This is a genomic window from Mesorhizobium sp. G2-6-1 (assembly GCF_055809095.1).
The window spans coordinates 3627997-3653953 of sequence record NZ_CM147896.1 but is presented as its reverse complement, the minus strand read 5'-3'; the positions used below and the strand labels follow the sequence as shown (position 1 = coordinate 3653953).

Sequence of the window (25957 nt, the reverse complement as noted above, 5' to 3'; positions counted from 1 at the left end):
TTTCAGAATCGGGACACAAGAACGACATAAGCATAGGCCTGTTGGCTAAACACAGAGAGGAACGACACAATGAAGAGATTGCTTATTGCCCTTGCAACGACCGTCGCGGCGCTATCATTCGCCGCCTCGGCGCAGGCGCAGGAAAAGCTGAAAGCGTGCTGGGTCTATGTCGGTCCTATCGGCGATTTCGGCTATTCATATCAACATGACCAGGGCCGTCTGGCTGTCGAGAAGGAGTTCGGAGACAAGGTCGAAACTGCCTATCTTGAAAATGTTGCCGAGGGCCCGGATGCTGAGCGCGCTTTTGAACGTCTCGCACGTCAAGGCTGCAAGATCATTTTTGGAACGTCATTTGGCTTCATGGATGCTGAATTGAAGGTCGCGGCGAAATTTCCCGACATAAAGTTCGAACATGCGACAGGCTACAAGAAGGCTGACAATCTGGGTATTTACAATGCGCGCTTCTACGAAGGGCGTTACATACTTGGACAGATAGCTGCCAAGCAATCGAAAGTCGGCGTGGCTGGATATATCGTTTCATTTCCGATCCCTGAAGTGGTGATGGGAATCAATTCCTTCATGCTTGGGGCGCAGTCGATCAACCCGGACTTCAAGATCAAGGTTGTTTGGGTCAATTCCTGGTTTGATCCAGGCAAGGAAGCTGATGCGGCAAAAGCATTGTTCGACCAGGGTGCCGATATCATCGTTCAGCATACTGATTCCACCGCGCCGTTGCAGGTCGCGCAAGAGCGTGGCCTTCACGGGTTCGGGCAAGCCTCGGACATGATCAAGTTCGCGCCGAAATCGCAATATACGGCCATCGTGGATGATTGGGGTCCGTACTATATCAGCCGCATCAATGCTATGCTCGACGGCACCTGGAAGCCCGATGATACATGGGCCGGTATCAAGGACGGCGCTGTTCATATGGCACCATATACGAACCTGCCAGATGACGTGAAAGCAATGGCGCAAGCTACCGAGAAGAAGATCGCGGATGGTTGGAACCCCTTCACCGGGCCCGTTGCCAAGCAAGATGGATCGCCTTGGTTGAAGGATGGTGAAGTCGCCGACGACGGCACACTTCTTGGCATGAATTTCTATGTCAAAGGTGTAGACGACACGCTGCCGCAGTAAGTTTGCGCTACATAAAAATAAAAGGGCGCTCAATCGGCGCCCTTTTTTATGCGTCAGACGCTTTGGGCTTTATCCAAAGACGCTTGAACTCAAAGTGACAGCGCCGGCCAAATGCGGCCACACCTCTAAAGTTCCGCGATATATCATGTCGAGCGCGACATAGAGGATTATCAGCAGACCGACATAAGCAATCCAGCGATGATTGTGGAGCAGTCTGGCGATGTAACTCGCTGCCAGGCCCATAAGGGCGATCGACAAAACAAGCCCAATAACGAGCACGGAGAAATGGTCGCGCGCGGCACCTGCCACGGCCAGGACGTTATCGAGCGACATCGAGACGTCGGCTATCACGATTTGCAGTGCTGCTTGGCCAAGTGTCTTGCGCGGTTTCGTCCCTCTCGTGGTTTTGTCACTGTCGAAATCGGAGGCTCCGAGAGATTCGGTCGCCTCGTGCTCATCTGCATGAGATGTGCGCAACTCCCGCCACATTTTCCAGCACACCCACAAGAGCAGGATGCCGCCAACCAACAGGAGGCCAAGAATGGCCAGAAGTTGCACTGTCACCGCAGCAAAGCAGATACGCAGTACCGTGGCTGCGATAACGCCGATAAGAATAGCGCGCTTGCGTTGATCGGCAGGAAGCCCCGCCGCGGCCAATCCGATAACGATCGCATTGTCGCCGGCCAGCACGAGATCGATAGCGATTACCTGCATGAGTGCGGAAAAGCCTGCCGCTGTAAATATTTCCATTTTTTAAAAGCCGTTCTCCCGAATGTCGGGTTATTGAATATCGTCATGGCCTATCGCGGGCAACGCGATGTCGTCAAGCAGGACAATATAGCGGGCAATAAAGCACATCGCGTCTAAAGGGATTCATGCAGGGTGCTTTAAGCCTTTGTTTTCGTGCATGTCGTTGTCCCAAAACCGCTACACACTTTTGGGCGACATGCACTAATGACAAGCAGTGATCATCTGCTGAATAATGTCAAAATCTGTAACTGGAGAACTGAAGCAGGCCGACTATTGGAAAGGAAGCAGACATGCGTGAAGCATATATTGAAGACGCTAACCCGATTCAATGCTGCGTCAGGCTCTTCCGGTAACCGCGCGGTGAAATGCCGGACCAACGTGTGAAGGCACGGGTAAATGCGGAGAGTTCGGAATAACCGAGAAGAAGCGCGATCTCGCTCAACGGCATGTAGCGCTGGCGCAAATGAAGCCGCGCCAGATCATAGCGTATCGCATCGACAGCTTCGCGAAACCCAAGACCCTCGTCGGCCAGAACCCGCGTTATCGTTGCAGGTGCAATTTGTAACGCGTTGGCAATTTCTTCAAGTGTCGGAGATCCGTCGGCAAGGCGTCGACGAATGGCATTGCGTATGAGATCGGAAGGCGAGGCCGCTATGTCCGGCGACCCCAGCAATTCCATGCATGTTCGCATCATCGTATGGAGCTTGTAGTCGGCTGCGGGCATAGGCCTATCCAGAATCTCCCGATCGAAGATTATGGCGTTGCATGAACAGTCAAAGAATACCGGTGCGCCAAAATCCTTCTCGTGTTGATGCCAATTTGCGGGTCGAGGGTGCTCGAACTGGATTTCGAACGGTGACCAGTTGCGACCGCAACATTCGCGAACAAGATTGGTAAACTGGCCAAGCGATAGTTCTGCGTCCTGACGTCGGTCAAGGATCGAAGGAGCCTGTATCTGGTATTCCAAACGCATCCGTTTCGCGTCGTCGGGCAAGAAGCGCATGATTGACGAACTCTGCTGGTATCGGAAAAGATCGACAAGACTTTCCAAAGCTGAGCCGAGTGTGGGGGAAGAGAGTGCCGCATAGCCCCACATGCCAAGGTCGCGCGGCTGAAACTGTTGTCCGAAGCTGAGACCGAAATTGTCGTGTCCTGTACGCCGGGCAGCCTCCTCGAACAAATTGCAAAATGTAACCAGCGGCAGTTGCAAGGTGGGTGCGGCGGTCATATCGGGCGACACCTGGCAATTGCCAAAAATGGCATCGATGTCACCACCCTGAGCGCCGATGAAATCGGTAAGCCCGGCAGCCGCAGCTCCCAAAACCATTGGTGCGGCAGAATCCGCATATACGTCTGTTGTTGCTCCAAGTCGCCCGGATAGGGCCATGACAATCCTTGTAAAGGTAACGACGCCAAATCTTCACAAATCATGCCATGCGGTCAGTGAAGTCGCAAGACAACACCGAAATGTCTGTCAAAAGGCGAGCGTTTCCGGTCAAGCCGATAGAAGCACGGATGGGCTATTCTTGCAGCATGGCCTTTCCCGTGCGTCTCCATTTTTTGAGGAACCGCCGGGAAAGGCAATGCCCGCAATTCATGACTGTGTGGGGAGATATTGTTGACCGATCAAACGCGACCAAGGACAAATCGGGGCGCCAATAGATGGCAGCGCTTTGCCGATTGGGATGATCGACCTTTGCGGCTGGACAAATTTGCGGCTGAAGACCCAGACAATGGGTTTTCCGCATTCAAGGGCACCCGTGATCCAGAGCCGGAATTGCTTGTTGAGAATGGTCATGTCGTTAGCATGGATGGCACCGCGGCCTCCGATTTTGACATGATCGATCATTTCATCGCCCAGCACCATCTGGATGTCGATTTGGCAGCAACTACCATGGCGATGGATTCGGCAGAGATTGCGCGGATGTTGGTTGATGTGTCCGTACCGCGCCACGAACTGGCACGCCTGTCGCATGGCTTGACGCCGGCCAAACTCGCTGAGGTTGTGGCACAGTTATCCTCCATTGAATTGGCCTTTGCATTTTCAAAAATGCGCACGCGCAAGACCCCGGGAAATCAAGGTCACGTCACCAACGCAAAGGATGATCCGCTTCAATTGGCAGCGGACGCCGCGATTGCGGTGGCTTTGGGTTTTGACGAAATCGAAACAACGATGCGGGTTGCCCGCAATGCCTGGTCAAATGCATTGGCCTGTGCGGTCGGGGCCGCAGTCGGGCGTTGGGGCACGCTTTTTCAATGTTCGAGCGAGGAGGCGGAGGAGTTACAGATCGGACTTGCCGGTTTCACTTCATATGCCGAAACAGTGTCGGTCTATGGCACAGAGCAAGCATTTATCGATGGGGACGACACGCCTTGGTCGAAAGGTTTTCTCGCCGCCGCCTATGCCTCGCGAGGGATCAAGATGCGGTGCACGTCGGGCGCTGCGTCCGAACTGTTGATGGGTTTTCATGAATCGAAATCATTGCTCTATCTTGAGGCCCGGTGCTTGTGCATGCAAAGAGCGATGGGCGCGCAGGGAACGCAGAATGGCGGTATAGATGGCGCTCCGCTTGCCTCTTCGATGCCTGGCGGCGTGCGCGAGTTGATGGCGGAAAACCTTATCGCAGTCTGGCTTGATCTTGAGTGCGCCACGGGCAATGACGCGCGCCATTCCGAGTCGGAAATCCGCGTTGGCGCCAAGATATTGCCATTTCTGATTGCGGGATCGGATCTTGTCTGCTCAGGAATGGGATCAATTTTGAAATACGACAATTCTTTCAATCCATCTTCATTCAATGGCGAGGAGTTGGAGGATTTTCTGGTCCTGCAGCGTGATTTCGAAGCCGATGGTGGTTTAACCTCCGTTGAGGAGGCGAGGGCGCTGGAGCTTCGCCGCCGAGCGATTGATGCGCTGGCTGCGGTGCTCACCGAACTTGATCTCGATGAACCAAGCGATGCAATGAAAGAAAGCGTCGCTGTCGCGTCGGGGTCCAATGACACTGAAAGCTACACACCTCGCGATGTGGCGATGATCAGCGACCGGATAAAGAATCGCAAGATAAATGTGCTGGACGTAATCAAGGCGCTTGCCGCCAAAGGATTTCGTGAAGAAGCACAGAACCTTCTCAACGTTGTTCGGTTGCGCGTGTCAGGTGATTATCTGCAAACCGCCGCCGTGGTGCGCAATGGCCATGTGATCGGCGCGGTCAATGATCCTAATGACTACACCGGCCCTAACACCGGCTATCGTGTCACCGAAGCACGGCGCAAGGAATTGGGGGCCATCCGCGATGTGTTGACCCGAGAAGAGGTGTTGCGCACGGAAGCCGCGTTCGCCAAGGGCGAAGCTGGGCGGATTGCATACAAGACACTGGCCATAGCCACGCAAAAGGGACCAGCGAACGAAATCGTAATCGGGATCAGCCCCGCCTTTGGAACCAAGCTCTACCAAACGCTCGCAGGCCATCCACTTTCGGCGGTGTTGCGTGCACTCTCGTCGGGTATTCGGGAAAAGGGGTTCGTGGTGCGCATTGTGCGCATGCGCCATACTGCTGATACCTCGTTTTTGGGACTGTCGGCCGCGCGATTGGCAGGCTCGGGATTTGGCATCGGCATCCAGGCCAAGGGTACTGCGGTAATCCATCAGGTCGATCGTCAGCCCCATCATAATCTGGAACTGTTTTCCAATGCACCCATCACAACTTTGGCGCATTATCGCGCGCTTGGTGAAAATGCGGCCGTTTACGCGAGTGGCGGGATGCCCGAACCGATCGTGGTTCCCACAGGCGGCGTGGCGTTGGGTGCACGCTATCATGCCCAAGTCGCATTTCTTTACGCCATCGAGACGGCGATGACCGAGGCAGGGGTTCCGCCGGAAGATATCGAGATTTCCGACCTGGAGGGAACAGCGTGAATGAGGCAAAACATCCGCGCCGTCGAGGGATCGCCGATTATCCGCTCGCTGAAAAATGCCCTGAAACGGTACTGACTGCCCAGGGAAAGCCGCTCAACGATATTACGCTATCCGCAGTTGAAGCCGGTGACGTGACTTTGGCCGATTTGCGTATCACGCCAAATGCACTTCTCGAACAGGCACAGATTTCAGAAGACGCCGGTCGTGCAACGCTGGCACGCAATTTTGAACGCGCAGCCGAATTGGTCAATGTGCCGCAGGAATTGATATTCGAGATTTATGAAATGCTGCGGCCCGGGCGAGCAGGAGATAAGGCCGTACTGCTTGCGGCTGCGTCGAATTTGCGGACATCCTACGGCGCGCAACATATGGCGGACTTTCTCGAAGAGGCCGCTGATGTCTATGAACGACGGGGATTGTTTTCCTATCGGTTTTGACACGAGTGCCCTTGAATTGGGAAAATTGCGCCGGGCGTGTCAAAAATAGCAGCCTTAATGTCAAGACCGGTTGGCGCGCTGTGCCTAATGTCGGCAGCATCGGTAATATGAACCTGCGCTACCGGGAACTAGCAGGCGACCCGAAAACAGACGCATGACCCGGTCGAATTTCGCGGCCTTGAGCCGTGTGCGATGCAGTCAGCAATGAAGTGATCGCTGGAATCGGTGATGATTCCAAGAGCGTGCCAAGGGAGTGGGCAAATGAGCAATTTCATGCAAACGCGACGTGATTTTCTACAAAATTCGACGTTGATGGCAGCCGGTATTGCTGCTGGCGGTTTGGCTGGTCTGCAACCGGCCGCAGCAGCTCGAACCAACGAGCTCAATATACTTTGCTGGGAAGGGTACAATTCAGCGCAGGTTCTGGACCCGTTCCGTACCTCGACAGGTGCTACCGTTCGCGCTGAATCCTTGACGAATGATCCAACCATGATCAACCGCCTGCGTGCCGGTGAAACAAATGTCTGGGATCTGATCAATGTCAACAACCCCTGGGCACGCAAGATCATGTTCCCCGAAGGCTTGATCAAACCGCTCGACAGGGCCCGCTTCGAACCATATTTCGACAAGATGTTGCCGGCGTTCAAGCCTCCGTACAAATGGGCGATGGACCAATCGGGCGAACAACTGCTTGGCATGGCGCAGCGTTTTGGTCCTTATAGTTTTGTCGTGAATACGGAAAAGATCAGCCGCAAGACGGCAGAGGATCAAGGCTGGGATTTGTGGAACGATGCCAGCAACGACAAGAAATATGGTGTCCAGGCATCGGACGACTGGAACGTCTTTGATCTTTGCTGCATCGCCGGGTTCGATCCGTTCCGCGAACATACAGATGAAGAAGTTACAAAATACACCGAGACTGCCAACCGCGTTTTCAAAGGCGCGCGCATGGTTGGCGATCTGGCAACGATGAATCAGGCGTTGGTCTCCGGCGAGATAGACTTCTACCTGACTGGCGGAACTTATTCCTGTTCGCCAGCGCGTGCCGATGGTGCACTCAACATCCGTGCCATCACCCCGTCACGCGGTCCCTTCGAGGGTGGTAAGGGTGGCATTGCGTGGATCGAAATCACATCGGTGGTCAATAACCCTGACTTGTCGACCCTTGCCGAGGACTTCCTGGAATATGTCCAGGCACCGGACATGTCACATACAGTGGCGTTCGCAGAGGGGACGTTCAATCCGGTTACCCAGATGGGGAATTCTGCGTGCTTTGATCTTTTCAGCAAGGAGGAACTTGACGTTATTCAATGGGACAGCCTCGAAGAAGAAATGGCCCGTTCTGTCGAGTACGACATCGTACCGGATTACGATAAATTGCTGGATATTATGACAGCAGCCAAGCGCGATGCGTCTGGCGGTTAAGCGCAAATATGGCCTGATATTTCTAGCGGGTCGCTCGGCCGCAATTTCTTGCCGGGCGACCTTTGTTGTTTGATGAATTCAGATTCGGATGCGTTGTCCATGGCTGATCAGCCAATCTTGCAGTTGCATAACCTCACCAAGGTTTTCGGTACCTTTACTGCGGTGAACAAAATCGAACTCGATATCGTCGAGGGTGAGTTTTTCACCATTGTCGGCCCCTCTGGCAGTGGAAAAACCACGCTGCTGCGAATGTTGACGGGAATGGAATTCGCTACTCAAGGCGATATTCTGCTGCGCGGCAAGCGTATAAATAATATGCCGGCCAATAAACGGCCGACATGTATGGTGTTTCAATCGCTGGCCTTGTTTCCCCATCGAACGGTCGGTCAGAACATCGAGTTCTCCCTGAAGATGAAGGGCGTTGATCAGGCTGTTCGCAAGGCGCGTGCACTTGAACTCATGGCCCAGTTGCGCCTGCCGGAGTCCTACTATGCCAAGAATGTAACCAAATGTTCCGGTGGTGAGCGTCAGCGTGTTGCCCTTGCCAGGGTGCTCGCGCATGAGCCTGACATTCTGTTTTTTGATGAACCGCTTTCGGCGATTGATTACAAACTTCGCAAGACGCTGGAAAAAGAACTCAAGGACATCCACCGCGAAACAGGCAAAACGTTCATTTACATCACTCACAGCCTCGAAGAGGCGATGGTGATGAGTGATCGCATTGGTGTCATGAGAAATGGCAATCTCGTACAGGTGGGATCGCCACAGGATATCTATTCCACACCACGTACCAAATTCGTTTCCGAGTTCGTAGGCGATGTGAACATCTTGCCTGTGACGGCAACGGGACCGAACGGCGTCCACGCCGTCAAACTAGGCAAGGATTTTATCAGCCCGCCCGTACCAGCCGGGTTCGAGGCCGGATATCTGGTGGTGCGGCCGGAATTTCTGCGCTTCGTTCGCAATCCCGAGGAAGCGGATAACTGCATCGAAGGTCGGCTTTATAACGAGTACGTACTTGGCTCGCGGGTTCAGTATCAGGTGCGTGTCGGTGAACACGTTTTCATCCTGGAGAAATTGCGCCAACAATCGTTTGATGGCCATCGTGACGACAAGGTGCTGATTGGCTGGGATGCAAGTGACAGCATCCTGGTGACAGATTGAGCGGGCCGGGGCGATGAGTTTGCGGGCCAGAATATTTGCTCCCGGCGCACGCCACGCAATTCCGGTGGTGCTGTTCTTGTTTGGCGGGTTTGCCGTTCCCTTGCTGGCGGTGATCGCCTTCAGTTTCGTGCCGAGCCGAACTTTTAGCCTCTGGCAATCGTGGAGCTTTGAGAATTATCAGGAAATACTGAACTCGACCAGTTACATCTCGCTGCTGTGGTCGCTTGGTCTGGCAGCGGCGACAGCGGTCATCCTGGCGTTCATTTGCTATCCTGTCGCCTTCGGTTTGAGCAGGGTGTTTGGCCGCTATTCGATGCTGATAACCCTCATATTCACGCTTCCCTTGTTTGTGTCTGAAAACGTTCGCATCTATGGCTGGATTTTATTCTTCATCAAGAATGGCGTGCTTTTGGGAACACTGAAGTCGGTCTTCGGTTACGACGCCGATAGTGTGGTTTTTACCATTGGCTTGACCCTTCTCGGCATGGTCTACGTCTATCTGCCTTATATGCTGTTTCCAATGACGCTTGGTGTTTCGATGGTGCCGCGGGAAACGCGTGACGCCGCATTCGACCTTGGCGCCACCAGATGGCAGGTTTTCAAGGAGGTTGACTTGCCATTGTCGATGCCTGGCATCGTCATTGGGTTCCTTCTCACCTTCGTTCTCGCAGTTGGCGCGCTCGTCGAGGCCAAGGTGCTGGGCGGTCAGCGTGTTATTCCCATCACTCAGGATATCGAAATCGCCTTCACCTATGCTCAGAACTGGCCATTGGGTGCAGCACTTTCCGTCCTGCTGATGCTGATCGTCGGTACGCTTGTCCTGATCGTACTTCGCCGTTTTGACCTCGATGCAATTCTGGGGAGGAGGTGACCATGAACGGTGATCGCATGCGCCGTGCATTGATCTGGTCGTGGACCTGCGCGGTCATTTTATTCATGTATTTGCCGGCCATCAGCCTGTTGCTCGCCTCCAGTACGGCCAGCCGCTACTTCATCTTTCCGATCAACAGATGGGGATTTGCCTGGTGGCGAAAAACCTTTGCTTCACTGGAAGTGCATGAGCTTTTCAAGACGTCGCTTGCAATTGCGATTTGCGTGACCGTGATCGCGGTAGTCATAGCCCTGTTTGGTGCACTGGCCTTTGCGCGTTACGAATGGAAAGGCCGCTCAATCTACCAAAAGATGGTCTTGTTGCCGATTTTCTTTCCTCAAACCGTGCTCGGGTTGGCCCTGCTTTTATGGTTCAACGCGCTTGGCTTTACGATGTCATGGCAAACTGCGGTTTTTGCACATCTTGTTTGGATCATCCCGGTTTGCACTCTTGTGATTTCGATTCAGGTTTATTCGTTCGACCCGGCCCTGGAAGAAGCGGCGTATGATCTCGGGGCCACGCGTTGGCAGGTTTTCCGCGAAGTGACTTTGCCGGTGCTGTTTCCCGGAATTTTTTCAGGAGCGCTTTTTGCATTCCTGCTGTCGTGGGGCAATTTTCCGCTCTCACTTTACACCACGGGAGCCGACACCACTTTACCCGAATATCTCTACGCCAAAATGATTGCGGGATACACGCCCGGTGTTCCGGTGTTGGGGACGGTTTCGACCTTTGGTGCCGCACTTCTCATGCTGATTGGATACATCATTATCGTTGTGTTGCGAGGCAATCGTAGTGGTGACGACAGCGAAGCCTGATCAAAGACCGTGTGAACTGGAGGATTGGATATGTTGGCAGAGTCACTCAAAGGCAAGTCAGTCGTTGTCACAGGTGCAAGCAAGGGCATCGGCAAGGGTATTGCCCGCGTGTTCGCCAAGCACGGAGCCAAGGTTCTGATCGTTGGCAGAGACCTCGCATCGGCAGAAAATGCAGCGCGCGAACTCACCGATCTTGGCCTGGTCGCCAGTGCATTCGCAGCCGATGTGACCCGCCTGGAAGATATGATCGACATGGCCAAAGTGGCGGTTGAACGCCATGGTGGTCTTGACGTGCTGTGCGCGAATGCAGGCATGTTCCCACAAGTGAAAATCGAAGATCTGAGCACTGAAATGTGGGATGAAGTCCTTTCCACCAACCTCAAGGGGACGTTCTTATCCGTCAAGGCGTGCATTCCATATCTGAAAAAATCAGGTGAGGGGCGCATTGTCATTACGTCCTCCATCACCGGGCCGGTGACTGGTTTCCCCGGATGGAGCCATTATGGAGCCTCAAAAGCGGGTCAGCTCGGTTTCATGCGCACGGCTTGCATGGAGTTGGCTAAATTCGGCATCACAGTGAATGCCGTTATGCCCGGCAATGTTATAACGGAAGGGCTCGACGGTCTCGGAGCCGAATATATGGACGGGATGAAAGCCTCTGTGCCGCTGGGCAAACTTGGCGAGGTTGAGGATATCGGTCACGCGGCCCTTTTTCTGGCAAGCCGTGAAGCCAGATATATTACCGGGCAGACCATTATTGTCGATGGCGGCCAAATCCTGCCGGAATCGCCGGATGCGCTTTCGCAAATGTGACATGCGCGCTGCAACACGAGTTGATGTTTCGGCTCAAGTTCCAGCCATTCGGTAGGCGCGCGGGCTAACGCCGGTCCACCGGGTGAAAGCCCGAGTGAAGGCTGACAATTCGGAATAACCAAGCAAAAGCGCGATCTCGGTCAACGGCAATTGACGCTGGTCGAGATACATATAGGCCATTTCTTGCCGCGTTTGCTCCAACGCGTCCTTGTATGTCATGCCATATCCAGCCAACTCGCGCTGGATGCAGCTTGGCGTTACCCGAAGTTCGGAAGCGATTTGCTCCAGACTGGGATAACCACATGGCAGTTTGGTGCGCATCGCCGTTTTCACCCGGTCAGCCAGACCTTCGCGACCACTTGTGCGAGCCCCGACCTGCTCAAGACAGGTTTGCATCATGCTCATCAACTGAACATCGCTTTCCGGCATGGCCCGTTCCAGCAATTCGGGGCGAAACAGCAACGCATTGGTAGGCTGGCTGAAATAGACAGGTGCATCGAATGCAGCCTCATGCTCGGTCCATAACTCCGGGCGGGGATGCTCGAAACGCACTTCCACGGGTGCCCATTTGGGGCCAGCGCAATGGCGGATGAGATTGGCAAACATGCCGAGCGAAAGTTCGGCGTCCTGCCTCCGCTCAATGATCTCGGCGGAATAGATCTGGTATTCAAGGCGCATCAAACCGTCGGTGTCTTTCACCAAGCGCATCCAGGACGATTCCTGATGGTGGTGAAAAAACCGCACCAGATTGTCGAGCGCCATTCCCAGTGTCGGTGCGGACAAGGCAGTGTAGCCCCATAATCCGAGATCGCGCGGTTGAAACTGTTGGCCAAACCACAAGCCGAAATTTCCAGCCCCGAATTGGCCACAGCGTATTTGCCGGGCGGCTTCTTCGAACACACGACAATAAGAAGATAGCTTGACTTTAAGTGTAGGCGCTCCGGCCATATCTGGCGCGATACCAGAATTGCCGAATATTGAATCGACATCTCCGCCTTGCAACTCGATGAAATCGACGAGGCCGGTCGCAGCCGAGGCCAGAACCACTGGCCCACCATCGCGAGGGGCTAAGGCGTTTTGCTCCAGAAGAGCCGATGTCATTGCCAACCTCCTTCCGTCTGAGGAGCGCATATCGTTCATGATTGCACGTCCGAAGCATCGCCATCAAGGGATGTTCATCGCAACAGTGCAGAAAGGCAAGGTGGCAGCCACCACGCGCCCCGATTGCCAGACAGCGCGTGAACAGTTGTCAAGATTGCAACCTTACCAGTCAAGCAACTGGATGAGATGACGCCTAGCCTGCTGCTCGCATTATGCGGCTCTGCTCGCATTTTGAGCAGTCCAGTCCATTTGGTCTGGAAAAATATTCAGGTTGTTGAAGTGAATGGGTCAGAGGATGAGCGGCATGCTCGCGACAGAACTGTCGCTATCGGCGATTGATGAACTTGCGGCCGCCGCGCTGCCGCGATGGGGTCTGGAAGGCGCCAACCTCTCGCTGGTCAATCATTCGGAGAACTGGACCTATCGGGTCATGCCGAAGGCCAGCGATCAACCATTGATCTTGCGAATTCATCGAGATGCCTATCACACAACCGATGGTATCCGCAGCGAACTTGCATGGATGCGGGCATTGCAGGCGCAAGCGGGAGTGAAGACACCCCAGGCGATCTCTGCCGATGATGGGAGCGATATTCAAACGGTCGAGCATCCGACGTCAGCATTGGTCCGCAACTGTGTGCTTTTCGAGTTCATCGATGGGTCCGAACCACCGCAAGACAATCTGATCGAACCGTTTCGGCAACTGGGTGAGGTGACTGCGCGTTGCCATAACCATAGTCAGACTTGGGAACGCCCTCCCTACTTCGAGCGGCTGTGCTGGGATTTCGAGCACTCATTTGGCGTCAAGGCAAATTGGGGACAGTGGCGGGATGGTCCTGATTGCTCTTCCGAACGCGCGAAATTGCTACAGCGCGCTGTCGACCTGATGGAACAGCGCCTGACGCGGTTCGGGCAGGGGGTGATCGCTATGGGCTTATCCACGCCGATTTCCGGCTGGCAAATCTGCTTGTCCATGAAAACGATGTGAGGGTCATAGATTTCGACGATTGCGGCTTTGGTTGGTTTCTCTATGACGCGGCCACCGCCGTCAGCTTTTTCGAAGATCGCGCGGACGTGCCCGAATTGATGGAGGCCTGGAAGGACGGCTATCGCCGCCAAAGGCCTTTGACCAAGGAGGATGAGGACGAGTTGTGGACCTTCATTCTTATGCGGCGAATGACGCTTTTTGCCTGGATGGGATCGCATAGCGAAACGGAACTCGCCCGCACCGAAGGCCCCGGATACAGCACCGGGACCTGTGAACTCGCCGAACGTTATCTCAGCCAATACCAGTAGACATCAACCCGGAGCCAATGATGGCCGACCAGAACCCGCAGAGCCCGGAAAAACGCGAAATCATCGCCAAGTCGAAGACTTTCTGGAATCCCGGAAAAACACAGGCTTGGCAGGATATGGGCATCGATCTCGTGATCGACCGTCGCGAAGGCTATCTGTTGTGGGATATCGACGGCAGGCGTCTGATTGACCTCCACCTGAACGGAGGCACTTACAATATCGGTCATCGGCATCCTGAACTGATCGAGATACTCAACCGGGGCACGCAACGGTTTGACATGGGAAATCATCATTTCCCGTCACAGGCGCGTACCGCGCTGGCTGAGCAATTGGCGCAAATCTGCGGCGGAGACCTCCATTACACCATGTATGCTTCGGGAGGCGCAGAAGCCATCGATATTGCGTTGAAAACTGCGCGTCATGCAACGCAGCGCCGCAAGATCGTTTCCATCATCAACGCCTATCACGGTCACACCGGTCTGGCCGCCGCCGCCGGTGCGGATCGTTTCAAGAAGATTTTTCTTTCCGAACAGCCGGACGATTTCGTGCATGTACCGTTCAATGACCTGACCGCGATGGAAGATGCGCTGAAAGGCAATGACGTTGCTGCATTGATCATGGAGACAATCCCCGCCACCTATGGGTTTCCGATGCCGGTGCCGGGCTATCTCAAGGCGGTCAAGGCGCTATGCGAGCGTTACGGTGCGCTCTATATTGCCGATGAAGTGCAGACTGGCCTGATGCGTTGTGGCGAGATGTGGGGCTACCAACGCTACGACATTGTCCCCGACATCGTTGTCACCGGCAAGGGTATTTCAGGCGGCATTTATCCAATCGCCTGCGTGATTGTGCGCGAACCTTTTGCCGGATGGCTGACGCAAGATGGCTTTGCCCATATGTCGACCATGGGTGGTGCAGAGCTTGGCTGTTTGGTTGCCATGAAAACGCTTGAAATTTTGCAACGCCCAACGGTGCGGCCAATGGTCAACTATATTGCCGAAACGTTTCGCAATGGGCTGCAGGAGATCATGGCGCTCTACCCGGATTTCTTTGTGGGCATCCGCCAATGCGGTGTTGTCATGGGGCTTGAGTTCGATTTTCCGGGAGGTGCGAAGCCCGTCATGAAACATCTTTACGAAAACGGCGTGTGGGCGATTTTTTCGACGCTTGACCCGCGTGTCCTGCAATTCAAGCCGGGTGTTTTCATGACTGCCGATCTTTGTCAGGAGGTGCTTGAACGCCTCGAGCGCAGCGTTGGCCTGGCTTACGCACAATGTCTGGGACGACAGCCTTCCAGGGTTCAGGCGGCGTAGGGGAATGCGAATATGACCGCCATCGTCGAAGAAATCCTGGCAGGCGACAAGCGCGCGACTGGTACTGCCGATCTTGTACTCCAGACTGCGGACTGGGCTGCCGCAGCGTTTGCCCGCTTTGATCGCGCCAGTGTTGACAAGATTGCACGATGCGCAGCCGAGGCGGCTTACGCGCATGCGGGCGAATTGGCCGAGGCCGCCGTCAAGGAAACCGGCTTTGGTGTCGTTGAACACAAGAAGACCAAGAACGAACTCACATCTCTTGGTCTCTACGAACTCTACGCCAGTCAGGATTTCTGCTCGCCCCGCATATGTCCCGAACAGAAAATGGTCGAATTGCCGCGCCCCGCTGGCATCGTCTTTGCACTGACGCCATCGACAAACCCGGTTTGCACAGTCTTTTTTAAAGTGATGATGGCGCTTGTGACCCGTAATGCCATCGTCGTGTCACCGCACCCGATGGCCAAGGATTGTTCGGTGCGCGCTGCACGGTTGATGGCCGAAGCTGCTGAGGTTGCGGGCGCACCGGCGGGCATCATTCAGGTTATCGACAAGCCCAATCTTGCACTGATTGAACATGTGATGAAGTCGTCGCGTATAGGTGTCATTTTGGCAACCGGAGGTACGCCGATGGTGCGTGCCGCTTACAGTTCCGGAAATCCTGCCATTGGTGTCGGCCCTGGAAACGCCCCGGCCTTGGTCGACGAAAGTGCTGATTTCGCGGAAGCGGCCAAACGCATCGTGACCTCGAAAAGTTTTGATAATTCGATCTTGTGCACCAATGAAAGCGTTGTGCTCGCTGTCGAAACCATCGCGGACAAGTTGCTTCAATCCATGAAGTCGGCGGGTGCCCATCTGGCCAAGCCGGAAGAAGTCGCAGCACTGCGTGAACTGTTGTTTGGTCGCGGAAGCTTCAACATCGAAACATTGGGAAAGTCAGCCGTCGAAATTGGTGCGATGATCGGCTTGCGGTTGCCTACGAGCATCAGGATCATTTTGGCCGAAATCGATCGTCTTGGCATTGATGAACCATTGTCCAGGGAAAAACTATGTCCTGTTCTGGGCTTTCTGCGCGTTCCTCATGTTCAGGCGGGAATTGCGCAGGCGAGGGCGCTCGTTCGCCAATCGGGAGCTGGCCATTCTGCGGCAATCCACAGCAATAACACTGCCACGATCTTTGCCTATGGTGCTGCGGTGAAGGCGCTACGCGTTGTCGTCAACGCACCGTGCAGCCAAGGCGCTGCCGGATACGGAACGCATCTTGCCCCGTCATTTACCATCGGCACCGGCTATTTCGGTTCATCATCGGTGGGAGAAAATGTCGGCCCGCAACATCTGATCAACTGGACGCGAATTGCCTATAATGACGACCCGCAGGAAGCCTTTGGCGACTTTACGCAACTTGACGAATTGACAAGTGGTCAAGCCCTGGCGCTTGGCCGTGAAGCGCCGATCTCGCTTGGAAAACTTCAAGAGGGCGCTGAACCCGCGCCGGATGCAGTGCAAGCAGCAGACAATAAAGAGGCCACTGGCGATGTCGCGGCATTGCGCGAAGAAATACGCAAGATGGTTCTTGAAGAACTGCGCGACGCGATGCGGTCATGAGAAAGATCGTCTGATATCATGGCTGAACTCCGCTCCTTTATCTTTATTGATCAACTGCAACCGCAGACACTTTGCTATATGGCAAGCGGCATGCGCGGCCGCCTGCCGCGTACCAATATGGCGGCGCAAGTCATAGAGGTGGCCCCCGGGCTCGATATTGAGGCGCTGACCGACGTTGCGTTAAAACACGCCGAGGTTAGCGGCGGGATGTTGGTAGTGGAGCGCCAGTTCGGCTATCTGGAATTTCATTCACGTTCCACCTCAGCGGTCAAATCGGCAGCCGAAGCCGTGCTCGACGTCCTCTCCGCCAAGACGGAGCAGGCGATCCAACCCAAGATACTGGCTTCGAAAATCATCACGCGGATCGACAATGGCCATGCGTTTTTGATCAATCGAAACAAGTCTGGCTCCATGGTGCTTGCTGGGGAATCCCTCTTCGTTCTGGAGATGCAGCCGGCGTCCTACGCAATTTTGGCCACCAACGAAGCCGAGAAATCGGCTGCGATCAAGGTGATCGACTACCGCATGTTCGGAGCAACCGGACGGATATATCTCTCAGGAGCGGAATCGGATGTGCGTATGGGGGCGGAAGCGGCGCTGGAGGCATTAGAGAGATGACCGGGATGCCTGACAAGAATGTCATCCGACAACTCATCCGCGAGGTTATCGCCGAGGAGGTCAAACATTTGAAGGCCACCAAGGCGATGCCGATGGCGGTCGAAATAACAAGCGATGCCGATCTTGCAGCCTTTGCCCGCGATGTCCTGAAGCTGGCGGAAAACCCGAACACCCGCGCCGCCATACTTGATTGTCACCATCCATTTCACTTGGCACGAAAAATTGCTGGTCAGGCGGTGCGTGAACCCTCTGGTTCGGGCGCAGCCAGTGTTTCTGGTTCCGCACTTCACCGCATAGATGTGGGGATTGTGACCGAGGCAATCATTGCCAGATTGCCAGCGACGGTCAGGCAATTGCAGCTTGGAGCCGGGGTCAACATCACACCATTGGCGCGCGACAAAGCCAGATCGCGCAAAATTACCGTTGAGAGGATCGGACAATGATTCGAGGTCGTGTCGTGGGTCGATATTGGGCCACAAAGCGTATCGAGCACATCCCGTCAGGCGCTTTTCTTGAGGTTGAAAGTGAGACCGGTGGCCGAATGGTCGCTTTCGATGTGCTGGGATGCGGTGATGGCGAGGAGGTGCTCATCGTAACCGGGTCGACGGCCGCTTCATGGTTGGGCGGCGGAAAAATTCCAATCGATGCCCTCATCATCGGGGCAGTCGATGAGATGCAGAAACAGAAATCGAAATAACACCATCTGGAACAAGGAGAAAACGATGTCGAACGCAATGGGAATGATTGAAACCAAGGGTTTTGTGGCCGCACTTGCCGCTGCCGATGCCATGGTCAAGGCGGCCAATGTCACAGTGGTCGGTCGTGAGCAGGTTGGCGACGGGCTTGTCGCAGTCATCGTCAATGGTGATGTCGGTGCAGTCAAGGCGGCAACCGAGGCAGGTGCCGAAGCGGCGTCCAGCGTAGGTACGCTGGTTTCTGTCCATGTGATCCCACGTCCTCATCCAGACCTTGGCAAGCACTTCGCCATTACCACCGGCAAGTGATCTACATCTTCATATTGTCTACCCCTCCCGTCTTGTCGGGAGGGTGCTGAGGTCACTGGCTGTCAGCAGGTGGCCTGATCCGATTTGTGCTGGAAAAACATTCATGACCGAACTCCGCGTCTATCTGCTTGTGAAGGATCTCGGGCGTCAATTTGCAGCTTATATGTCAACGCCAACCCGCGCCCGTGGCTATCCACCGATGGAAGGCGAACATTCACTGATCATTGAAGTCGCCCCGGCGCTGGCCATCCATCGCATTTGCGATCTTGCCCTCAAAGCCATGCCCGACATGGAGCCGGGTCTTCTGTTCACCGAGCGGCAATATGGCATTCTGGAGTTGCATTCCTCCGACCTCGAACACCTCAATCGCGCCGGAAAAGCTATACTCGATGGAATTGACTGCAAAGCAGAAGATCAACTGAACCCACGGACTCTTTATGCCGACATCATCGAAGAAGTGTCGGATCAGCATGCGATCATCCTCAACCGAACCAGAGAAGCATCCATGCTGCTGCCGGGCAAATCTCTTCTTGTTTACGAGTTGGAGCCGGCACTATTCGCCACCGTCGCTGCCAATGAGGCAGAACGTGCAGCACCTGGGATTACCTTGGTGGATGTGCAAATGATCGGCGCAAGCGGGAGAGTATTTTTAGCGGGCACGAATGCCGAGTGCGAACGCGCGCGGGACAGGATTGATGAGGTTCTCGCGAGCATAATCGGTCGCACAAGCAAGGCGCAAAATAGCTGAAGCAATTCCAGGGATTATACGCAGCGGTTTTCCGTCCGGGACCGCGCCAGACAAATACATGAAGCGGCTCTTCATCATTGAAGAACCCGCGCCCGATAAGCCGTCGTTCACCCGAGACATTCGCCGCCCGATGCTCTAATCGGGAAAGTCGAAACGTTCTCCCGATTGCCACGCCACGGGTTGGTTGCCGTGCGCGGGAATCCCGCCAGCATCTTTCAGAAGTCGCGCCATGTGCATGAGGTTCCACGACATGAAAGTGGTGTTGCGGTTGGTGAAGTCATTGTCGAGCCCCGCACCATCATCGCCATATGAAGCACCGGGCCCGGCTTCACCGATCCAGCCGCAGTCAGCCTGCGGTGGAATTGTGTAGCCGACATGCTGGAGAGCATAGAGTACCGTCATCGAGCAATGTTTGATGCCGTCCTCATTACCGGTAACGATGCAACCGCCGGTCTTTCCGTAAAAAATATACTGGCCCTTATCGTTGCGCTGCGCGCTATGCGCATAAAGACGCTCGATTATGACGCGGCATACCGACGATTCCTCACCCAGCCAGATGGGCGTGCCGACAACCAGAATATCGGCTGCCTGAACCTTTGGCCAAAACGTCTCTGGCCATGCATCGACCTCCCAGCCCTCCTTGCGCATGTCAGGCTGGATACCGAAGGCAATAGGATGATCAACGGCGCGCAGATAGTGCGTGTGGACTCCTGTTTTTCCATGATCGCCATGGATTTGCGCATCAACACTTCCGTATGTGACTTTTTGGGCGATCGCGTAAGGGTCGTGTTGATAAAGAGTGCGCGCAGGTCAGCGTAGGATGGTGTTTTGGTCATAGGTCAGGCTAACAGAATTTCTCAGGGATGATATGGCGTCTCGGCCAAAACGAGGTTCTTGGAGGAGTGTTGCATCAATTTTGCGGAAAGGTTTATCTCGATCCAATAGAACCTTCTGCACTGCACACCGAAACACAGTCAGGCGTCACCGTACGTCTACAGCAGATTAATATGCTGCTCTTCCGTCACGGTATTGGGAGAACGATATTTGAGAAGCCTCTCCCATATTGCAACCTCGACGGGTCCCGGTTTGCCGACTAGTCGGACTGCCGTCACCTCCATACTACAACTGGGAAGGTTTTCAGACAGGTCCGCAAGTTTGCCCATCTCGATGCGGTCGCGAGCAAGAGACTCCGGCACCCATGCGACTCCGATGCCCATGCTTGCCATCTCGATCGATGCAAGCGTCAGTGCGGTTTCTGCCTTTGGCGACGCATCGACGGACTGGCGGAGCCGCGGCAGTATATTGCGCTCCAGAACCTGACCAAGAAAGACATCTGCGGGGTAGGCGATGTAAGGCATCTCGCCCACTTCGCGGCTGGCCGGCAGTTGCGCCAATTTCTCCGGTGCCAACACCGGTATGAGACGCTCCACATCGATCTTAATGCTGTCGATATAGGTCCCAAGCACGGGATGTTCATGACCGGGGAGACGATAGACGATCAGGATGTCCGCCTGCCGCGACAGGAGTAGGGCGAAGCAGTCTGCCAGATTGGCCGAACGGAGACGGATATAGATGTCGCTGTGGTGAAGGCTTATGTCCTTGATGATAGAGGGTGTCAGGCTTGTCGTCAGCGAATGTTGGCTGGAAATGACGATCTTGTTTTCGGACATTCGATCGCCGCGGCGTAAATCGGCGTTCAGTTGGCGCAGCAGTCTCGCAAGATGGACGATCTGATCCCGCTGCGCCTCTGTATGTTTGAGAAGATGGACCGGCTTGCGAGTCCTGTCGAAGAGCGCGCCGCCAACCTGGTCCTCAATATTTTGTATCCGGCGCGAAAACGCGGATTGCGTGAGATGGCGTCGGTCTGCGGCTTCACTGAACGAACCCGTTTCAGCGACCGCGAGTATGTCTTCAAGCCATTCCAATCGCATTTCGATCTCCAACTTGCATTATGCGCATGTTATGTCAAAAATTTCGCATTTGCCATTGAAATGTGAAGCGTAGATAGTTCTAATACGCAAGTTACGCGAAGGAGGCCCCGTGCATCTCGCTCATTTCCCCGTGTTTTTCTGGACCATGTGCATGGGACAACAACCAGTAGGCACGCCGGTGGCATGGGGAGGGATGCAGTAGTGGACAAGCTGCGCGCCGAGGGTCGCCAAGTTCACGTGATACCAGGTGGAAGCTCGAATGCCACAGGCGCACTCCGCTATCACGCTGCTTTTGCTGGCCACACCAAATCCTCGGCTACAGGGTAACCAGATGGCTCGGCGCCCCGGCTAATCGGCTCACACCATTCTTTCTATTGCCGCTTGAGAAAAGAGAAAAAGGAACACTCCGGGGATTGATTACCCCGCAATAACAAGAGCGAAAACGCCGAAACACTCAACAAGGAGAAATGAGAAATGACCACAATGCTTACAAGAGCCATCATTACGGGAATGGCTGTCATGTCATTGTCCGCGACTGCGTTTTCAGCGGAAACCACGGTAATCGCCACATTCGGCGATCCGACGCCTATGAACGCCGCCCGCGCCACGCATGAATTCGAAAAGGCCACCGGCTGGACCATCGAATGGCGCAAATTTGACTCGGGTACCGATGTGATCGCTGCGATGGCTTCGGGCGACGTCAAGGTTGGAGAACTTGGCTCGTCGCCCTTGGCGATTGCGGCAAGCCAGGGCGTCGATCTGCAGATGTTCATGTTTTCTTACGCCATCGGCGAGTCGGAAAGCCTGATCGCGCACAACGGATCGGGGATCACCTCGCTTGAGGACCTGAAAGGCAAGCGCGTTGCGGTTCCCATCGGCTCGACCGCGCATTTCTCGCTAATGGGTGCGATTGCTCATGCAGGGTTACAGGATACGGATGTGACCATCATGTCGATGAAGCCCGATCAGATCGCTGCCGCGTGGGAGCAGGGCACAATAGATGCGGCCTTTATCTGGCCCCCGGTTCAAAACGAAATTCTGAAATCCGGCACCCGGATCATCGGCGCAAATCAGACGGCTGAATGGGGATATCCGACCTTCAACGCCTGGGTAGCAAACACCGAATTTGCAACGACGCACAAGGCTGAACTGGTTGCCTTCGCCAAGGCCATGGATGCAGCAAACCAGGCCTATCTCAACGATAAGTCAGCCTGGACCGGTGACAATGAAAGTGTCAAAGCCATTGCCAATCTGACGGGTGCGGCAGCCGAGCAAATCCCTGAAATATTGACCGGCTATACCTTCATTCCGTTGAAAGACCAGATGAGTGACAAATGGATGGGTAATGGTGCAGCAGCGATGAAGGCCACCGCCGAGTTTTTGAAGGCAGCCGGCCGGATTGACAAGGTCGCGGATGACTACTCGCGTTTCGTCAACACATCCATCGCCGAAGAAGCGCTTAAGTAAACCCGATAAGTTCCTGCCCGGCGTTTTATGCCGGGCAGGACAACGTGATGGCTTAAGGAGGAACTCATGCGCCTGAATGTCGACGACGTATCCGTGGTCTATCCTGCAGCGGACGGTCGCCCGCCAGTAGCAGCCTTAAGCCAGATCAACCTGACCGTCGAGAATGACGAATTCGTCGTGGCGCTTGGCGCTTCGGGCTGTGGAAAGTCCACACTGCTCAATCTCATAGCCGGTTTCCTGTCGCCCACGTCGGGAAGCCTCAAACTGGATGATACGCCGGTTTCGGGGCCAGGAGCTGACCGCGCCGTTGTCTTTCAAAAACATGCGCTCCTTCCATGGCTCAGTGTTTTGGACAACGTTGCGTTTGGACTTCAAATCCAAGGCGTTGGCAAGAGTGCACGCTATAAGACCGCCAACAATTTCGTAGAACTATTGGGGCTGGATGGCTTTCAGCAATCTCCTGTCTACAATCTATCCGGCGGGATGCAGCAGCGTGTCGGCATCGCCCGCGCCCTGACTTGCGACCCCAAAATCCTGCTAATGGACGAGCCGCTTGGCGCATTGGATGCTTTGACACGGGAAAAGGCTCAGGAGCTTATTCTCAATATCTGGAACGATACCCACAAGTCGGTGTTCTTCATAACCCACAGCGTCGAAGAGGCGCTGTTCATGGGGACAAAGCTGATCGTGATGTCGCCGAGGCCGGGTCGAATCACGCATACGTTCGACCTGCCATTCTCAAGACAATTCCTGAGTGGGACCCCGGCGCGCCAGGTCAAGGCATCTTCCGAATTTATCAGCCTTCGAGAAGACGTACTAGAAATCATCTTCGCCGACGAGGAGCAGGCGGCATGACGGACACGACATCCTCACCACAGCCCAAGGCGATGGGCTTGATTGCCCGCCTTTCCCGTGCGCGCCCAACCAAGCCAGGCGAGATTTACGGTGTTCCAGGACAAGGCAATACGCTTTGGCTTTCTGCCTGCTCGATTGCATTTTTCTTTTTCGTCTGGTGGCTTGTCACGGCAATGGGTTGGGTCAAACCACTGTTTGTACCTTCGCCAATCGCAATCGTAGAAAAGTTTATCTCCATCTGGAACGATGGTTTTACCGGCACGTCGTTTTTTGATCACGTGGCGATATCGACTGTACGCGTGTTTGGTGCGTTCCTTCTTGCTTGCGTCATCGGTCTGCCGCTAGGACTTGCTATGGGCATGAGCCCGGTGATGCGTGGTATTTTCGATCCACCAATCGAATTTTACCGGCCAATTCCGCCGCTTGCTTATTTGCCGCTCATGATCATCTGGTTCGGCATTGGTGAAACTTCCAAGATTCTGTTGATTTTCCTGTCGGTTTTCGCCCCGGTGGTTCTGGGTGCCCGATCCGGTGTCAAGTCAGCAGCGATCGAGCAGATCCACGCGGCATATTCTTTCGGAGCGACCCGTTGGCAGGTCATGCGTTATGTCATCATGCCCTCGGCAATGCCTGAAATCCTGACGGCCATGCGGATTGGTATCGGCTTTGGCTGGACCACACTGGTCGCCGCCGAAATGGTCGCTGCCACGAAAGGCCTTGGCTATATGGTTCTGTCGGCTAGCCAGTTTCTGCAAACGCCTGTGGTGATCATGGGGATTTTCGTAATCGCCATTATCGCCTTCGCCTTCGACCTCTTGATGCGCTTTGTCGAGCGTCGCCTCGTGCCGTGGAAGGGCAGAATGTAATCGGGAAGCTAAGGACGACTTTTCCGTGACGAAATATTGGTTCTGTCTCAATAGGGCTGGATCACACTTGCCTGCACAATTTCCCTGCCGGCTGATTTTCTAATGCGGGTCGCCCAAAAGTGTGCAGCGTTCTTGGGCGGCATGCATGGTCTCGACTGACTGGAGAAGCTGGAGGCTCGAAGATGTCGGTTCTGTCTTATAGAAGGCAAGGCAAGGGGCCGGCGATTGTCCTTGTCCATGGGTTTCTTGGTGGCAGTGCAATTTGGTCGTCTCAACTTGAGGAGTTTTGCGCGGCGCGCGACGTCATCTGCCCGGATTTGGCAGGGTTTGGTGACAGTGCCGCGCTGACCGCGCCGGACACGATCGAAGGTCACGCCCAGAGTGTGCTTGAACTCCTGAGTTGCCTCGATATATCGGAATTCGATCTTTTGGGTCACTCCATGGGAGGTATGATCGTTCAGGAAATGGTGCGGCTTGCGCCCGAGCGCATCCGTAATCTGATCCTTTACGGAACAGGCCCGCAAGGCGTGTTGCCAGGTCGTTTTGAAACCATCGAGCAATCTCGCGCGCGGTTTTTGGCCGAGGGACTGGCCGACACGGCAACGCGGATCGCTGCGACATGGTTTTTGAATGGCGAAAAGGCGGAAGGGTTCAATCTCTGTCAGTCGTTGGGCAGCAAGGTAAGTCTGCAAGCTGCTCTTGCAAGTTTATCCGCTTGGGAAAGTTGGGATGGCCGGAATGAACTTGCTCTAATTCGGGCAAGGACCCTGGTCATTTGGGGAAGCCACGACCGTTCGTATGGCTGGTCGCAACCTGAAGCTCTTTGGCGCGGCATTCCAGATGCGGACCTTGCCGTGATCCCGAATGCTGCACACAATATCCATCTGGAAAAACCGTGGCTTTTTAATGCGTTGATCGCAGATTTCCTGGGGACGAAGAAGCACTGATCGAGACTTATCGGCAGGATTTTGGCCCTTATCCGATATAGGTGATCCTTATCCTGCCGCTTTATTTTTGCGCGGCGCTCAAGGATGTGTCACCCTCGTTTTTCGAGGGCTTTGATAAAGCTGTCGAATTCATCTTCGTTCATTGCAACAAGATGGCGGGCTTCGGGGAAGGCACCGTTTCGAATGTCGGCCATATATTCGCCATAGGCTGCAACGCGTTCGGCCTGTAGCCGGTCGCGTTCTGCGGTGAAGTTTCGATAGGCCTTGGCGTGGCGCGGGATATGGGCACGGTTTTCTCCAAGAAGATCGGCAGAAAACAGATATTGAGCGTCGCACTGCGCGCCCGAACCAAGCGAAATTGTGAGCAAACTTGTGCGCTGCGTGATCTCGGCAGCGAGGTTTGCCGGGATCACCTCCATCTCGACGGCGAAGGCTCCGGCGTTCTCGAAGTCTCGAACCTCCTGCCACAGCTTCAGCGCCTGATTCGCCGTTTTGCCGACTGCGCGAAATCCGCCTGTCCAGGTGGCCTTGGGTGGCACCAGTCCGACATGCGCAATGACCGGCACGCCCTCGCGTGCCAGCACTTCGATGACGCTTGGGCTCATTGCACAGTAGATCGACTGCGCACCGCACAGCATCGCTTCCATCGCTTCGCGCAACGCCTCAGTAGCACAGGCGTGCCCACCCCATTGCAGGCCAAACTGAAAATGTGTTTGCGATACCAACTGCGGGAGGTGGCGGGCGCTTTCACAAAACCCCGTCCCGATCATGTCCATACCGGCTTCGGCTGCGGCGATCGCCTCTTCTTCTCGCGTCACCTGAACGAAGGCGATCTGGCGAACGCCCTTCAGGGCCCGAAGGTCACGTATGGTCAAACCACCCAT

The 25957-nt window shown here is 54.8% G+C and carries 27 protein-coding genes and 1 pseudogene; 21 read left to right on the top strand and 7 right to left on the bottom strand.

Annotation, left to right across the window (positions count from 1 at the left end; genetic code table 11):
* Positions 1–69 precede the first annotated feature (69 nt).
* Entirely contained in the window at positions 70–1137 is a 1068-nt protein-coding gene (locus tag AC0L7S_RS17615) for a BMP family ABC transporter substrate-binding protein (protein ID WP_473472190.1), read from the top strand.
* Between the two features lie 69 nt (positions 1138–1206).
* Here the strand turns inward: AC0L7S_RS17615 and AC0L7S_RS17610 are convergent, their stop codons facing one another.
* Together AC0L7S_RS17610 and qhpR (AC0L7S_RS17605) are read right to left on the bottom strand one after the other, a co-directional pair.
* Positions 1207–1887: a TerC family protein gene (locus tag AC0L7S_RS17610; protein WP_473472189.1), complete on the bottom strand. Its 681-nt coding sequence runs from the start codon at positions 1885–1887 to the stop codon at positions 1207–1209.
* Positions 1888–2212: 325 nt separating this feature from the next.
* The gene (qhpR, locus tag AC0L7S_RS17605; protein ID WP_473472188.1) at positions 2213–3214 is read right to left on the bottom strand and encodes an AraC-like transcriptional regulator QhpR; all 1002 of its coding nucleotides are present in this window, start codon (positions 3212–3214) and stop codon (positions 2213–2215) included.
* A 291-nt stretch (positions 3215–3505) separates the two neighbouring features.
* Here qhpR (AC0L7S_RS17605) and AC0L7S_RS17600 point away from each other — a divergent pair, with 291 nt between their 5' ends.
* The 7 genes from AC0L7S_RS17600 to fabG all read left to right on the top strand — a co-directional run bounded on the left by AC0L7S_RS17600 (position 3506) and on the right by fabG (position 11325).
* Positions 3506–5800: a propanediol/glycerol family dehydratase large subunit gene (locus AC0L7S_RS17600; protein WP_473472187.1), complete on the top strand. Its 2295-nt coding sequence runs from the start codon at positions 3506–3508 to the stop codon at positions 5798–5800.
* On the top strand, positions 5797–6237 hold the full coding sequence (locus AC0L7S_RS17595) for a diol dehydratase small subunit (RefSeq protein ID WP_473472186.1): 441 nt from the start codon (positions 5797–5799) through the stop codon (positions 6235–6237). The genes AC0L7S_RS17600 and AC0L7S_RS17595 overlap by 4 nt, the downstream gene beginning before the upstream one ends.
* Positions 6238–6498: 261 nt before the next feature.
* The gene (locus AC0L7S_RS17590) at positions 6499–7662 is read left to right on the top strand and encodes an ABC transporter substrate-binding protein (RefSeq protein ID WP_473472185.1); all 1164 of its coding nucleotides are present in this window, start codon (positions 6499–6501) and stop codon (positions 7660–7662) included.
* A gap of 99 nt (positions 7663–7761) precedes the next feature.
* Positions 7762–8826 (top strand): ABC transporter ATP-binding protein, encoded by a 1065-nt coding sequence (locus AC0L7S_RS17585; protein ID WP_473472183.1) that lies wholly within the window; start codon positions 7762–7764, stop codon positions 8824–8826.
* A gap of 13 nt (positions 8827–8839) precedes the next feature.
* Positions 8840–9697: an ABC transporter permease gene (locus tag AC0L7S_RS17580; protein ID WP_473472182.1), complete on the top strand. Its 858-nt coding sequence runs from the start codon at positions 8840–8842 to the stop codon at positions 9695–9697.
* A gap of 2 nt (positions 9698–9699) precedes the next feature.
* Positions 9700–10512 carry an ABC transporter permease gene (locus AC0L7S_RS17575; protein ID WP_473472181.1) on the top strand — a complete coding sequence of 271 codons (813 nt, stop codon included), beginning with the start codon at positions 9700–9702 and terminating at the stop codon, positions 10510–10512.
* A 33-nt stretch (positions 10513–10545) separates the two neighbouring features.
* Positions 10546–11325, top strand: coding sequence for a 3-oxoacyl-ACP reductase FabG (gene fabG, locus AC0L7S_RS17570; protein WP_473474352.1), 780 nt, complete (start codon positions 10546–10548; stop codon positions 11323–11325).
* Positions 11326–11358: 33 nt separating this feature from the next.
* Here fabG and qhpR (AC0L7S_RS17565) read toward each other — a convergent pair whose 3' ends face one another.
* Positions 11359–12426, bottom strand: a complete 1068-nt coding sequence (gene qhpR / locus AC0L7S_RS17565) for an AraC-like transcriptional regulator QhpR (protein ID WP_473472180.1) — start codon at positions 12424–12426, stop codon at positions 11359–11361.
* A 304-nt stretch (positions 12427–12730) separates the two neighbouring features.
* Here qhpR (AC0L7S_RS17565) and AC0L7S_RS17560 point away from each other — a divergent pair, with 304 nt between their 5' ends.
* From AC0L7S_RS17560 to AC0L7S_RS17520, 9 genes are all read left to right on the top strand, one after another.
* On the top strand, positions 12731–13411 hold the full coding sequence (locus AC0L7S_RS17560; RefSeq protein WP_473472179.1) for a phosphotransferase enzyme family protein: 681 nt from the start codon (positions 12731–12733) through the stop codon (positions 13409–13411).
* On the top strand, positions 13360–13719 hold the full coding sequence (locus tag AC0L7S_RS17555; RefSeq protein ID WP_473474351.1) for a phosphotransferase enzyme family protein: 360 nt from the start codon (positions 13360–13362) through the stop codon (positions 13717–13719). The genes AC0L7S_RS17560 and AC0L7S_RS17555 overlap by 52 nt, the downstream gene beginning before the upstream one ends.
* A 20-nt stretch (positions 13720–13739) precedes the next feature.
* Positions 13740–15032 (top strand): class-III pyridoxal-phosphate-dependent aminotransferase, encoded by a 1293-nt coding sequence (locus AC0L7S_RS17550; protein WP_473472178.1) that lies wholly within the window; start codon positions 13740–13742, stop codon positions 15030–15032.
* A 12-nt stretch (positions 15033–15044) separates the two neighbouring features.
* On the top strand, positions 15045–16637 hold the full coding sequence (locus tag AC0L7S_RS17545; RefSeq protein WP_473472177.1) for an aldehyde dehydrogenase family protein: 1593 nt from the start codon (positions 15045–15047) through the stop codon (positions 16635–16637).
* An 18-nt stretch (positions 16638–16655) separates the two neighbouring features.
* Positions 16656–17255 carry a hypothetical protein gene (locus AC0L7S_RS17540; protein ID WP_473472176.1) on the top strand — a complete coding sequence of 200 codons (600 nt, stop codon included), beginning with the start codon at positions 16656–16658 and terminating at the stop codon, positions 17253–17255.
* Positions 17252–17698, top strand: coding sequence for a hypothetical protein (locus AC0L7S_RS17535; protein WP_473472175.1), 447 nt, complete (start codon positions 17252–17254; stop codon positions 17696–17698). Before AC0L7S_RS17540 ends, AC0L7S_RS17535 begins: the two co-directional genes overlap by 4 nt.
* The gene (locus AC0L7S_RS17530) at positions 17695–17952 is read left to right on the top strand and encodes a EutN/CcmL family microcompartment protein (RefSeq protein WP_473472174.1); all 258 of its coding nucleotides are present in this window, start codon (positions 17695–17697) and stop codon (positions 17950–17952) included. Before AC0L7S_RS17535 ends, AC0L7S_RS17530 begins: the two co-directional genes overlap by 4 nt.
* A gap of 25 nt (positions 17953–17977) precedes the next feature.
* Positions 17978–18259, top strand: a complete 282-nt coding sequence (locus tag AC0L7S_RS17525) for a BMC domain-containing protein (protein ID WP_473472173.1) — start codon at positions 17978–17980, stop codon at positions 18257–18259.
* Between the two features lie 103 nt (positions 18260–18362).
* Positions 18363–19007, top strand: a complete 645-nt coding sequence (locus tag AC0L7S_RS17520; protein ID WP_473472172.1) for a hypothetical protein — start codon at positions 18363–18365, stop codon at positions 19005–19007.
* A 135-nt stretch (positions 19008–19142) separates the two neighbouring features.
* Here the strand turns inward: AC0L7S_RS17520 and AC0L7S_RS17515 are convergent, their stop codons facing one another.
* The 3 genes and pseudogenes from AC0L7S_RS17515 to AC0L7S_RS17505 form a co-directional block, all read right to left on the bottom strand.
* A complete protein-coding gene (locus AC0L7S_RS17515; RefSeq protein ID WP_473474350.1) occupies positions 19143–19667 on the bottom strand; it encodes a flavodoxin family protein in 525 nt (174 codons plus the stop codon).
* Between the two features lie 332 nt (positions 19668–19999).
* Positions 20000–20677, bottom strand: coding sequence for a substrate-binding domain-containing protein (locus AC0L7S_RS17510; protein WP_473474349.1), 678 nt, complete (start codon positions 20675–20677; stop codon positions 20000–20002).
* 150 nt (positions 20678–20827) lie between these two features.
* Positions 20828–20938, bottom strand: a pseudogene (locus AC0L7S_RS17505) (LysR family transcriptional regulator); the annotation flags it as partial.
* Between the two features lie 474 nt (positions 20939–21412).
* Between AC0L7S_RS17505 and tauA the strand changes: the two are divergent.
* From tauA to AC0L7S_RS17485, 4 genes are all read left to right on the top strand, one after another.
* Entirely contained in the window at positions 21413–22405 is a 993-nt protein-coding gene (tauA, locus tag AC0L7S_RS17500; RefSeq protein WP_473472171.1) for a taurine ABC transporter substrate-binding protein, read from the top strand.
* A gap of 66 nt (positions 22406–22471) precedes the next feature.
* On the top strand, positions 22472–23260 hold the full coding sequence (locus AC0L7S_RS17495; protein WP_473472170.1) for a taurine ABC transporter ATP-binding protein: 789 nt from the start codon (positions 22472–22474) through the stop codon (positions 23258–23260).
* A gap of 38 nt (positions 23261–23298) precedes the next feature.
* On the top strand, positions 23299–24126 hold the full coding sequence (locus AC0L7S_RS17490) for an ABC transporter permease subunit (RefSeq protein ID WP_473474348.1): 828 nt from the start codon (positions 23299–23301) through the stop codon (positions 24124–24126).
* Positions 24127–24308: 182 nt separating this feature from the next.
* A complete protein-coding gene (locus tag AC0L7S_RS17485; protein ID WP_473472169.1) occupies positions 24309–25073 on the top strand; it encodes an alpha/beta fold hydrolase in 765 nt (254 codons plus the stop codon).
* Between the two features lie 89 nt (positions 25074–25162).
* On the opposite strand, the gene AC0L7S_RS17480 is transcribed toward AC0L7S_RS17485, so the two are convergent.
* The gene (locus tag AC0L7S_RS17480; RefSeq protein WP_473472168.1) at positions 25163–25957 is read right to left on the bottom strand and encodes a 3-methyl-2-oxobutanoate hydroxymethyltransferase; all 795 of its coding nucleotides are present in this window, start codon (positions 25955–25957) and stop codon (positions 25163–25165) included.

What these genes read in the sequence shown, in the direction of transcription:
- AC0L7S_RS17615 (WP_473472190.1), top strand. Translation starts at nt 70, where the DNA reads ATGAAGAGATTGCTTATTGCCCTTGCAACGACCGTCGCGGCGCTATCA.
- AC0L7S_RS17610 (WP_473472189.1), bottom strand. Translation starts at nt 1,887, where the DNA reads ATGGAAATATTTACAGCGGCAGGCTTTTCCGCACTCATGCAGGTAATC.
- qhpR (WP_473472188.1), bottom strand. Translation starts at nt 3,214, where the DNA reads ATGGTTTTGGGAGCTGCGGCTGCCGGGCTTACCGATTTCATCGGCGCT.
- AC0L7S_RS17590 (WP_473472185.1), top strand. Translation starts at nt 6,499, where the DNA reads ATGAGCAATTTCATGCAAACGCGACGTGATTTTCTACAAAATTCGACG.
- AC0L7S_RS17585 (WP_473472183.1), top strand. Translation starts at nt 7,762, where the DNA reads ATGGCTGATCAGCCAATCTTGCAGTTGCATAACCTCACCAAGGTTTTC.
- AC0L7S_RS17580 (WP_473472182.1), top strand. Translation starts at nt 8,840, where the DNA reads ATGAGTTTGCGGGCCAGAATATTTGCTCCCGGCGCACGCCACGCAATT.
- AC0L7S_RS17575 (WP_473472181.1), top strand. Translation starts at nt 9,700, where the DNA reads ATGAACGGTGATCGCATGCGCCGTGCATTGATCTGGTCGTGGACCTGC.
- qhpR (WP_473472180.1), bottom strand. Translation starts at nt 12,426, where the DNA reads ATGACATCGGCTCTTCTGGAGCAAAACGCCTTAGCCCCTCGCGATGGT.
- AC0L7S_RS17560 (WP_473472179.1), top strand. Translation starts at nt 12,731, where the DNA reads ATGCTCGCGACAGAACTGTCGCTATCGGCGATTGATGAACTTGCGGCC.
- AC0L7S_RS17550 (WP_473472178.1), top strand. Translation starts at nt 13,740, where the DNA reads ATGGCCGACCAGAACCCGCAGAGCCCGGAAAAACGCGAAATCATCGCC.
- AC0L7S_RS17545 (WP_473472177.1), top strand. Translation starts at nt 15,045, where the DNA reads ATGACCGCCATCGTCGAAGAAATCCTGGCAGGCGACAAGCGCGCGACT.
- AC0L7S_RS17540 (WP_473472176.1), top strand. Translation starts at nt 16,656, where the DNA reads ATGGCTGAACTCCGCTCCTTTATCTTTATTGATCAACTGCAACCGCAG.
- AC0L7S_RS17535 (WP_473472175.1), top strand. Translation starts at nt 17,252, where the DNA reads ATGACCGGGATGCCTGACAAGAATGTCATCCGACAACTCATCCGCGAG.
- AC0L7S_RS17530 (WP_473472174.1), top strand. Translation starts at nt 17,695, where the DNA reads ATGATTCGAGGTCGTGTCGTGGGTCGATATTGGGCCACAAAGCGTATC.
- AC0L7S_RS17525 (WP_473472173.1), top strand. Translation starts at nt 17,978, where the DNA reads ATGTCGAACGCAATGGGAATGATTGAAACCAAGGGTTTTGTGGCCGCA.
- AC0L7S_RS17520 (WP_473472172.1), top strand. Translation starts at nt 18,363, where the DNA reads ATGACCGAACTCCGCGTCTATCTGCTTGTGAAGGATCTCGGGCGTCAA.
- AC0L7S_RS17510 (WP_473474349.1), bottom strand. Translation starts at nt 20,677, where the DNA reads ATGTCCGAAAACAAGATCGTCATTTCCAGCCAACATTCGCTGACGACA.
- tauA (WP_473472171.1), top strand. Translation starts at nt 21,413, where the DNA reads ATGACCACAATGCTTACAAGAGCCATCATTACGGGAATGGCTGTCATG.
- AC0L7S_RS17495 (WP_473472170.1), top strand. Translation starts at nt 22,472, where the DNA reads ATGCGCCTGAATGTCGACGACGTATCCGTGGTCTATCCTGCAGCGGAC.
- AC0L7S_RS17485 (WP_473472169.1), top strand. Translation starts at nt 24,309, where the DNA reads ATGTCGGTTCTGTCTTATAGAAGGCAAGGCAAGGGGCCGGCGATTGTC.
- AC0L7S_RS17480 (WP_473472168.1), bottom strand. Translation starts at nt 25,957, where the DNA reads ATGGGTGGTTTGACCATACGTGACCTTCGGGCCCTGAAGGGCGTTCGC.